7 protein-coding genes are annotated in these 9,711 nt (G+C 67.7%); 5 read left to right on the forward strand and 2 right to left on the reverse strand.

The window, feature by feature from the left end:
• Window positions 1-65: 65 nt before the first annotated feature.
• On the reverse strand, window positions 66-1,250 hold the full coding sequence (locus J5T34_RS18200) for an acyl-CoA dehydrogenase family protein (protein ID WP_208581455.1): 1,185 nt from the start codon (window positions 1,248-1,250) through the stop codon (window positions 66-68).
• 311 nt (window positions 1,251-1,561) lie between these two features.
• Between J5T34_RS18200 and J5T34_RS18205 the strand changes: the two genes are divergently transcribed.
• The 5 genes from J5T34_RS18205 (at window position 1,562) to J5T34_RS18225 (ending at window position 8,590) form a co-directional block, all read left to right on the forward strand.
• A complete protein-coding gene (locus J5T34_RS18205; protein WP_208581457.1) occupies window positions 1,562-2,497 on the forward strand; it encodes an alpha/beta fold hydrolase in 936 nt (311 codons plus the stop codon).
• A 16-nt stretch (window positions 2,498-2,513) separates the two neighbouring features.
• Window positions 2,514-3,203 (forward strand): alpha/beta fold hydrolase, encoded by a 690-nt coding sequence (locus J5T34_RS18210; RefSeq protein WP_208581459.1) that lies wholly within the window; start codon window positions 2,514-2,516, stop codon window positions 3,201-3,203.
• Complete coding sequence (locus J5T34_RS18215) at window positions 3,200-4,567, forward strand: MFS transporter (protein ID WP_208581461.1); 1,368 nt, start codon at window positions 3,200-3,202, stop codon at window positions 4,565-4,567. Before J5T34_RS18210 ends, J5T34_RS18215 begins: the two co-directional genes overlap by 4 nt.
• 113 nt (window positions 4,568-4,680) lie before the next feature.
• Complete coding sequence (locus J5T34_RS18220; RefSeq protein WP_208581463.1) at window positions 4,681-6,438, forward strand: long-chain-fatty-acid--CoA ligase; 1,758 nt, start codon at window positions 4,681-4,683, stop codon at window positions 6,436-6,438.
• A gap of 70 nt (window positions 6,439-6,508) precedes the next feature.
• Window positions 6,509-8,590, forward strand: a complete 2,082-nt coding sequence (locus tag J5T34_RS18225; protein WP_208581465.1) for a 3-hydroxyacyl-CoA dehydrogenase NAD-binding domain-containing protein — start codon at window positions 6,509-6,511, stop codon at window positions 8,588-8,590.
• 47 nt (window positions 8,591-8,637) lie between these two features.
• Here J5T34_RS18225 and J5T34_RS18230 read toward each other — a convergent pair whose 3' ends face one another.
• Window positions 8,638-9,630 carry a TauD/TfdA family dioxygenase gene (locus tag J5T34_RS18230; protein WP_208581467.1) on the reverse strand — a complete coding sequence of 331 codons (993 nt, stop codon included), beginning with the start codon at window positions 9,628-9,630 and terminating at the stop codon, window positions 8,638-8,640.
• Between the last annotated feature and the right edge of the window lie 81 nt (window positions 9,631-9,711).

Below are 9,711 nucleotides of genomic sequence, written 5' to 3' on the forward strand. Positions count from 1 at the left end.
CCGCGAAGGTAGCCGGCGAGCCGAGCGATCGCGCGGCCGCGGCACGGTAAAGGGAGGGAAGGGCGTCAGGCCCCGGGCAGGCCGAGGATCCGCTTGGCGACGATGTTCAGCTGGACCTCGCTGGTGCCGCCCTCGATCGAATTGGCCTTGGTGCGCAGCCACGCGCGCGCCGTGGCGCCCTGATGGCTGCGCTCGCTTTCCCATTCGAGCGCATCGCTGCCGCCGATCGACATCAGGAGTTCGTAGCGCCGCTTGTTGAGCTCGGCGCCGTAGTACTTCAGCACCGACGAGAAGGCGGCGATGCCTTCGCCCTGTCTGGCCAGATCGCGCACCCGCTCGCCGGCGAAGCCGAAGGCGGCCTCGTCGATCTCGAAGCGGGCCAGTTGCGCGCGCAGCATCGGATCGTCGAGCCGGCCGGCCGCATCGGTGCCGATCGCCTTGGCGGCATGGCGCCCCAGCGGCTGGCGGAAGCCGCGGCTGCCGATCGCGCTGATCATGTCGCGCTCATGGGTCAGCAGATACTTGGCGATCTCCCAGCCGCCGTTGAGCTCGCCGACCAGCTGGTCGCGCGGCACCACCACGTCGTCGAAGAAGGTCTCGCAGAACGGCGACTTGCCGGAGATCAGCACGATCGGGCGGGTGCTGACGCCGGGCGTCTCCATGTCGAACAGCAGGAAGCTGATGCCGGTGTGCTTCTGCGCGGAGAAATCGGTGCGCACCAGGCAGAAGATCCAGTCGGCCTTGTCGGCATACGAGGTCCAGATCTTCTGGCCGTTGACGACGAAGTGGTCGCCGCGGTCTTCGGCGCGGGTCTGCAGCGCCGCCAGATCGGAGCCGGCGTTCGGCTCGGAATAGCCCTGGCACCAGCGGATCTCGCCGCGCGCAATCTTCGGCAGGTGCTCGCGCTTCTGTGCCTCGGTGCCGTACTTCAGCAAGGCCGGTCCGAGCATCGAGATGCCGAAGCTCTGCAGCGGCACCCGGCAGCCGAGCCGCTGCATTTCCTCGCGCAGGACCTTGGCCTGCTCGCGGCTCAGGCCGCCGCCACCGTATTCGCGCGGCCACTCGGGCACGGTCCAGCCGCGCTCGGCCATCCGTTCGAGCCACTGGCGCTGCGCCTCCGAGCGGAAGCGGAACTTGCGTCCGCCCCAGCAGATGTCCTCGTCGTCCTGCACCGGCTGCCGCATCTCGGGCGGGCAATTGTCCTGCAGCCAGGTGTGCGTCTGCTGCCGGAACGTCTCCAGGTCTTCCACGGTGGTCTCCTGTCGCGGTGGCCGGCCTCTGCGGGCCGTCGTCTTTGCTGGTACCGTGCGCCGCGTCATGCCGAATGCGGCAATCAAGGGCGTGCAGGGCCGTTATACAAGCGTGCGCCGGCCATCGTCAATACGCCATTTACGAAAACGGCATCGACCATGCAAACGGCGCATACAGGCTATGCCGCACGCAGCGCAGCAAAGAAGGCAATATGGCGGAGAGGCGGCCTTGTGCTAGGATCGCCGGGAACATACCAGGATTACGAAACAGGCCGGCGGCACGCGGTGCCAGGCCGGCTCGAGGTGGAGACATGCAGACCAGCGAGGCTTCGACGGACGAAGCGGTGTGGACCTTCCCCGGCGCCCGTGCGCCCGACCGCCGCGGCTGGGTCGATGCCAGCGGCCTCCGGCTGGCCGTCTACGAATGGGGCGAGCCCGATGCGCCGCCCGTACTGCTGGTCCATGGAGCGCTGGATTTTGCCCGTACCTTCGATGGATTCGCGCCGCTGCTGGCCGACGCCGGATATCGCGTGGTCTCCTACGACCATCGCGGACACGGCGATTCCGATCACGCGGATCTCTACAACTGGGTCGCCGACGTGCGCGACATGCTTGCCGTGGCGGATTCGATCACGCGGGCGCCCTTGCTCGCGGTCGGCCACAGCAAGGGCGGCTCGCTGCTGGTGCAGGCGATCCAGGCGTTGCCGCACCGGTTCACACGGTTTGCGGCCATCGACGGCCTGCCGTTTCGCAGCCCGCATGCCGACAGCGCGGTGCGCGAGCGCAAGTCTTCGCTGACCGGCCCGGTGATCGCGCGCTGGCTCGATGCCCGCCGGCGCAGCGCAGAACTGGAACGTCGCCCCGGCACGCTGGAGGAGCTGGCGAGCCGGCGGGCCCGGATGAATCCGCGTCTGAGCCACGAATGGCTGTGCTATATCGCCTCGCACGGCGCGCGCCGCGACGCGCAGGGCTGGCGCTGGAAGCTGGATCCCGCCATCGGCGTGGGCGGCTTCGGACCGATGCGTGTGCGCTGGATGACCGACAGGCTGCCCGGCTTCCCGATTCCGATGCTGGCGATCTTCGGCTCGGAGAAGGAACCGATGGGATGGGATGCGACCGCCGACGATCTGATGCCGTTTTTCCCGACGACGACCGAGGTGCATCGCATGCAGGACGTCGGCCACTTCATCCATATCGAACGGCCGCAGGAAACGGCGAGCCGCATTCTGCAGTTTTTTGGCGCATGACCTTCGGCGCATGACCATGTCCTCGACCCACTATCTGCGCCACCATCGACTGCAGCTCGCGCTGCATCGGCTCAAGGATGGCGACGGTCATCCACTGTTGTTGCTGCACGGGCTCGGCGAGCGCTCGCCGGCCACGCTGCCGGCGGAGTACGCAAGCTGGCCCGGCCCCGTCCACGCGCTGGACTTCACCGGTCACGGCGCGTCCGAGCTGCCGCGCGGCGGCGGCTACAGCTGCGAATTCCTGATGGCCGATGCCGACATCGCGCTGGCCCATCTCGGGCCCTGCACGGTGGCCGGCCGCGGCATCGGCGGCTATGTCGCGCTGCTGCTGGCGGGGGCGCGTCCCGACGAGGTGCGTGGCGCCATCGTCCGTGACGGCCCGGGCCTGGCCGGCGGTGGCAGTACCGCGCGCAGTCCCTATATTCCCGTGCCGGACCGGAACCAGCTGGCGCCCCCCGACCCCTTCGCGATTGCGGAGCTCGCCAATGACGTGCGTCCGCCGGGCTATGCGTCGAGCTTCGCCATGCTGGCCTCGCAGCATTCCGACCTCGATACGCCGGTTTCGGTCTGTGCCTGCGAGCGTCCGCCGTGGCTCGCCGCGGTGATGGAGCTGCTGTCGCTGGAGCGGGTCGCGCTGGAGCACGCGTTGCAACAGTACGCCTCGGCCGCGCCGACCGGCGTGCGTGCGGAGCCGGAGCGGACATGAGGCCCGCGCTGTCGTCCGCGCGCGCAGCCGCCGACGCCGCCGCCGGTGCCGGCGGTCTTGCGTGCGATGCGGACGACGAGGCCGAGCGCGGCTATCGGGATCATGTGTCGCGGCACTTTCGCCGCAATGCGATGGCCTTCCTGGCCCACGGCATGCTGGGCATGACCGGTTTCCGGCTGGTCACCGCGCCGACCTTTGTGCCGGCCTATCTATACCTGCTGTCCGGGTCGAAGCTGACCGTCGGTCTGGTGCTGTCGGCCCAGTACGCCGGCATGGCCGCGTCGTCGCTGTGGGGCGCGACGCTGATCGAGCATCGGCAACAGGTGATGCCGATGCTGTACCGCGTCGGCTGGCTGGTACGGCTGCAAGTGCTGGGGCTTGCGCTGTCGGCGCTGTGGTTGTCCGGTGCGGCGGCACTGACGGCCGCGGCCGTCTTCCTGCTGCTGTTCGGGCTGCTCAACGGCGTGCAGAACGTCGCCTTTCAATACCTGACCTCGAAGATCATTCCGCTGCATCGCCGCGGCGGCCTCAGTGCGCTGCGCAACTTCTTCGGCGGGCTGACCGCGGCGGCGGTGGCATGGCTCGGCGGCCGCTATCTGGTGGGCAACGACGTGCTGGGCAACGGCTACGCCGCGACCTTCCTGGCCGCCTTCGTGCTGACCAGCCTCGGCATCTCGGCGCTGGCCGGCATGCGCGAGCCCGCCTTGCAGGATGTCCGGCTGCCGATCGGCTTTCGGCGCCGCATCGGCGAAGTGCCGGCGCTGCTGCGGGCGCAGCCAGATTTCGTCCGCTTCTTCGTCGCCCGCGCGCTGGTGGCGCTCGGCATGATGGCGATGCCGTTCTATGCAATCTATGCCGGCCAGCATATCGACCTCTCCGGCGCGACCCTCGGCTATCTGAGCCTGGCCTATCTGCTGGCGCAGACGGCCAGCAATCTGCTGTGGGGCCGGCTTGCCGACCGCCACGGCTACCGGCTGGTATTTCTGGCCAGCATCGCGCTATGGATCGCCGCTACCGCGCTGCTGCTGTGCTGCGGCTCGCTGGGCTGGTTCGTGCTGGCCTTCTGCGGACTGGGCGCGGGCTTCGGCGGCTTCTTCATCTCGGCCGACAACCTGGTGATGGAATTCGGCGCACGCAAGGACCGGCCGATGCTGCTCGCGGTCGCGGGCACCGGCACCTACGCCATGATGGCGATCGGCCCGGTGCTGGGCGGCATGCTGGCGCAGGGCGTGCGCTTCTGGCTGGTGTTCGCATTGGCCATTGCGGTCAAGTGCCTGGCATTCGCGATGGCCCTGGCGATGAAGGACCCGCGACGGCGGCCCGGCCCGTTGCCGCCGAACCAGGGCGACCCGATGACGTCGTGATTGGCGGCTGCCGAGCCCGGACGCTGACGCTTGCGCGACTGTTTGCTCCCCCTCTCCCGCGAGCGCGACACGGGAGAAGGACAAAGGATAAGAACGACGAACCAGGAGACGAGATGGAAGCGAGAACCTATCCCGAGTTCAGCACCCACTATCCGCTGCTGTTGACCACCATCATGCGGCGGCCGGTGCGGATGTATCCCGACCAGATCGGCGTCGTCTACCGCAATCACCTCAGCGGCGAGTATTTCCGCTTTACCTGGGACCAGTGGTATCGCCGTGTCTGTCAGCTGGCGAACGCGCTGTCGTCCGAGCTCGGCGTCGTGGCGGGAACGCCGGGGGAGCCGGGCGACCGCATCGCCACCATGGCGCTGAACACGCACCGTCATCTCGAGTTGTACTTCGGCGTGCCGGGCATCGGCGCGACGCTACACCCGGTCAACGTCCGCCTGTCGCCCGAGCATATCGTCTACACGATCCGCCATGCGCAGGACCGGGTGCTGTTCTTCGACGACACGCTGCTGCCGCTGGTCGAGGGCATCTACGACCATATCAAGGACGTCGTCGAGCGTTTCGTCTACCTGTCGGACAAGCCCGGTCTCCCCGAAACGCGCATCGCCAATCTGATCCACTACGAGGATCTGCTGGCACGGCAGCCCGAGCAGTTCGACTGGCCGGCCCTGCACGAGGACGTCAACGCGACGCTGTGCTACACCACCGGCACCACGGGCCAGCCCAAGGGCGCGACCTTCACGCACCGTCAGCTCTATCTGATGACGGTGCATGTGATGGCGCAGATCGCCATCGCCAACACGCCGTCGATCGATATCGAGGACGGCCTCGGTGTGCGGCTCGGCGAATCGGCGGTGCCGCTGCTCAATACGCCGATGTACCACATCCACGCCTGGGGCGCGCCCTTTATCGCGGTCTACAGTGCGCAGAAGGTCGTGCTGCACGGCACCTTCACCGTGCAGGGGTTCTGTGAACTGGTCGAGCGCGAAAAGGTGACGTCGGTCGGCATCGTCGCCACCATCGCGGCGATGCTGCTGGAATACCCCGATCTGCACAAGTACGACCTGAGCAGCCTGGTGCGCGTCAATGTCGGCGGCGGCGCGCTGCCGCTCGGTCTGAAGAAGAAGCTGGAAGCGCTGATCCCGTCGTTCCGGATGAGCTCCGGCTATGGCATGACCGAAACCGCCCCGACCATCGTCACCTCATTCATCAAGAAGGATCTGGTCGACCTGGACCGCGAGCAGACCGATGCGCTGCTGGTCAAGGCGGGTCTGCCGATCCTCGGCGTCGATGTCGAGGTCGTGGGCGACGACGGCCATCCGGTGCCGCGCGACGACCAGACCGTCGGCGAAATCGTCGTGCGCGCACCGTGGACCACCGAACGATACTTTCGCGACCCCGAGAAAAGCGCCGAGCTGTGGCGGGGCGGCTGGCTGCATACCGGCGATCTGGCCAAGGTCGATGCGCACGGCTACATCACGATCGCGGACCGCATCAAGGACGTGATCCGCAGCGGCGCCGAGATGGTGCCGACCGTGCTGCTGGAGAACCTGATCGCGATGGCCGACTTCGTGCAGGAGGCTACCGTGGTCGGCGTGCCCGACCCGGTCTGGGGCGAGCGGCCGATGGCGCTGGTCAGCGTGCGTACCGGCTTCGAGGCCGACGAATATGCGGTGATCGACTTCCTGAAGACCCACGGTGTCGACACGGGCCGCATTACCAAATGGATGCTGCCGAAGCTGGTGGCGATCACGCGCGACATTCCGAAGACCAGCGTCGGCAAATACAACAAGAAGCGCATCCGCGACGAGCTGGATCGCTTCCTGGCGATCGCCCGCGACGTCAGCGACCGGACCGGCTAACTGCCGGCGATCCGCACGGCGTTGCCGATCCCGAACCCAAATTCGCTTTCGCTTCAATGGAGACAAACCGATGACGACCATCAATCCGGTCACCGACCTCACCGTGGACGCCGGCATTGCCGTGCTGACGATCGACTCGCCGCCGGTCAACGCGCTGTCGGCCAATGTCCGCGCCGGCATCCTGGCGGGCGTGCAGCAGGCCGTCGCCAATGACGCGGTCAAGGCCATCGTGCTGATCTGCGCCGGCAAGACCTTTATCGCAGGCGCCGATATCACCGAGTTCGGCAAGCCGCCGACCGGCCCGTCGCTGCCCGAGGTGCAGGCGGCCATCGAGAACGCACCGAAGCCGGTGATCGCCGCCATCCACGGGACGGCGCTCGGCGGCGGACTCGAAGTGGCGCTCGTCTGCCACTACCGCGTCGCGGCGCGCTCGGCCAAATGCGGCCTGCCCGAAGTCAATCTCGGCCTGTTGCCGGGCGCGGGCGGCACACAGCGGCTGCCCCGCATCGTGGGCGTCGAGAAGGCGCTGGAAATGGTCACCTCGGGCACCCATGTGCCCGCGCCGGCCGCGGCCGAGATGGGGCTGGTCGATCTGCTGACGGACGACGCCAGCCTGCGCGCCGATGCGATCGCGTTCGCCCGGCAGGTGGTGGCCGAAGGCCGGCCGCTGCGCAAGGTTCGCGATCTCGACGACAAGATCGCCCCAGCGCGCGGCAGGCCGGAGATCTTCGCCGAGTTCCGCCGCGCCAACGCACGCCGGTTCCGCGGCTTCGATGCGCCCGAATACAACATCCGCTGCATCGAGGCGGCGGTCGAGCTGCCGTTCGACGAGGGGCTCAAGCGCGAGCGCGCAATGTTCGTCGAGCTGCTGAACGGCACGCAGTCGGCGGCGCAGCGCTACTATTTCTTCGCCTCGCGCCAGGTCTGGCAGTTGCCCGATATCGGTGCCGATACGCCGCTGCTGCCGGTCAAGCAGGTCGGCATCATCGGCGCCGGCACGATGGGCGGCGGCATCGCGATGAACTTCCTGAACGCCGGTTATCCGGTCACCATCGTCGAGACCTCGCAGCAGGCGCTGGACCGCGGGGTCCGCACGATCCGCACCAACTACGAGAACACGGCGAAGAAGGGCCGCATCACCGCCACCGACATCGAGCGCCGCATGGCGCTGCTGACGCCGACGCTGGAGATGGAGAGCCTGGCCGATGCCGATCTGGTGATCGAGGCCGTGTTCGAGACCATGGATGTCAAGAAGGACGTGTTCGGCAGGCTGGACCGCATCGCGAAGCCGGGCGCGATCCTCGCGACCAATACCTCGGCACTGGACGTCGACGAGATCGCCGCCGCCACGTCGCGGCCCGAGGCCGTCATTGGCCTGCATTTCTTCTCGCCGGCCAACGTGATGAAGCTGCTGGAGGTAGTGCGGGGCGCGAAGACCGCCAAGCCGGTGATCCGCACCTCGATGGAACTGGCCCGCAAGATCGGCAAGATCGCCGCGCTGGTGGGAGTCTGCCCGGGGTTCGTCGGCAACCGGATGCTGGCGCAGCGGCAGCGCGAGGCCCAGAAGCTGGTGCTGGAAGGCGCGCTGCCGTGGGACGTCGATCGCGTGCTGTACGACTTCGGCTTCCCGATGGGGCCGTTCGCGATGAGCGATCTGGCCGGCCTGGATCTCGGCTGGATCAGGGAAAAGTCGAGCAGCTCGACGCTGCGCGAGATCCTCTGCGAAATGGACCGGCGCGGCCAGAAGACCGGCGCCGGCTACTACGACTATGACGAGAAGCGCAACGCCAGGCCCTCGCCGGTGGTCGAGCAAGTGATCCGCGATTTCGCGGCGAAGCAGGGCCGAACCAGCCGGGTCGTCTCGGAGCAGGAGATCCTGGAGCGCTGCATCTATCCGATGATCAACGAGGGCGCCAGGATCCTGGAGGAGGGCAAGGCGATCCGCGCCTCGGACATCGACGTGATCTGGGTCAACGGTTATGGCTGGCCGGTCTACCGCGGCGGCCCGATGTTCTATGCCGACACCATCGGACTCGACAAGGTGCTGGAGACGCTGCGGCGCTACGAGGACAGCTTCGGCGCCGACTTCAAGCCGGCCAGGCTGCTCGAGGACCTCGTGGCGCAGGGGCGCAAGTTCGCGGACCTGAAGTAGGCGCTGGTTAGTGATTCAGGGCCGGCTCGGTGGCCGGCCCGGTCTCGCTAGGTGGACATGCCGTGGGGCTCTGCCATCGCCACCACCACCTTGCGCGGTCCGCTGAACGGTTCCCGCGCGTGCGCAGTCAGCATGTTGTCGAGCATCAGCACATCGCCCTCGCGCCAGGGAAACACGATCTTGTGCGCGTCCAGCACCGCACGGACCGCGTCGAGTTCCTCGTCGGCAATCGGCGCGCCGTCACCGTAGTAGACGTTGCGCGGCAGGTCTTCTTCGCCGACGGTATCGAGCAGCACCTCGCGCATCTCGGGCGCCAGCGCCGACAGGTGGAACAGGTGGGCCTGGTTGAACCACACCGGATCGCCGGTATGCGGATGATGGGCGATGCCCTGCACCCGCTGGCGCGTACGCAGCTCGCCGTCGTCCTTCCATTCGCAGACGATGCCATGCCGCGCGCAGTAGGCTTCGACCTCGCGGCGGTCCTCGGTGTTGAACACCTGTTGCCAGGGCACGTCCATGCCGTTGCCGAAATTGCGCACGTAGCAAAGCCCCCGCGTGGCAAAACGCTCCCGTGTGCCGGCATCGATCGCGCGGTAGATCGCGCGGCTGTCGGCAATCGGCGTTTCGCCGCCCTGCGGCGCAGCCCGTTCGCAATAGAACCAGATCTTCATCGGCCATTCGCGCGTATAGGCCTGCTCGTTGTGCAGCGGGATCGACTGGTGTGCAGGGTACTCGGTCGAGGTATAGATGCCGCCCGTCACCTTGCTGCGTGGGGTCGAGCCGAACTCGTAGCTCAGCAGCGGATGCCCGAAGGCGGCGGCGAAGGCCCGAAAGCCTTCGGCACCGTCGACGGCGAACGAGCGGAACAGCACGCCGCCGGTGGTGCGCAGTTGGGCCTCGACCTCGGCGCGCAGGCGCGGCAGTGCTTCGATCAGCGGTTCCCCGGCGGTGGCTGCCTCGATGGTGAAAGGCAATGCCGCCGGGCGCGGCAACGACGCGGCGCTCAGCGACTCGACGGTAGGCGTGGACAGGTCGGTCATGCGGTCCTCATCGGAAGAGCGTCGGCGGGAAGGGGGGCGTGGTGTTTCTCCCCTCTCCCGCTTGCGGGAGAGGGGCGGGGG

Source organism: Cupriavidus gilardii, from assembly GCF_017598945.1.
In the GTDB taxonomy this organism is placed as follows: Bacteria; Pseudomonadota; Gammaproteobacteria; order Burkholderiales; family Burkholderiaceae; genus Cupriavidus; species Cupriavidus gilardii_E.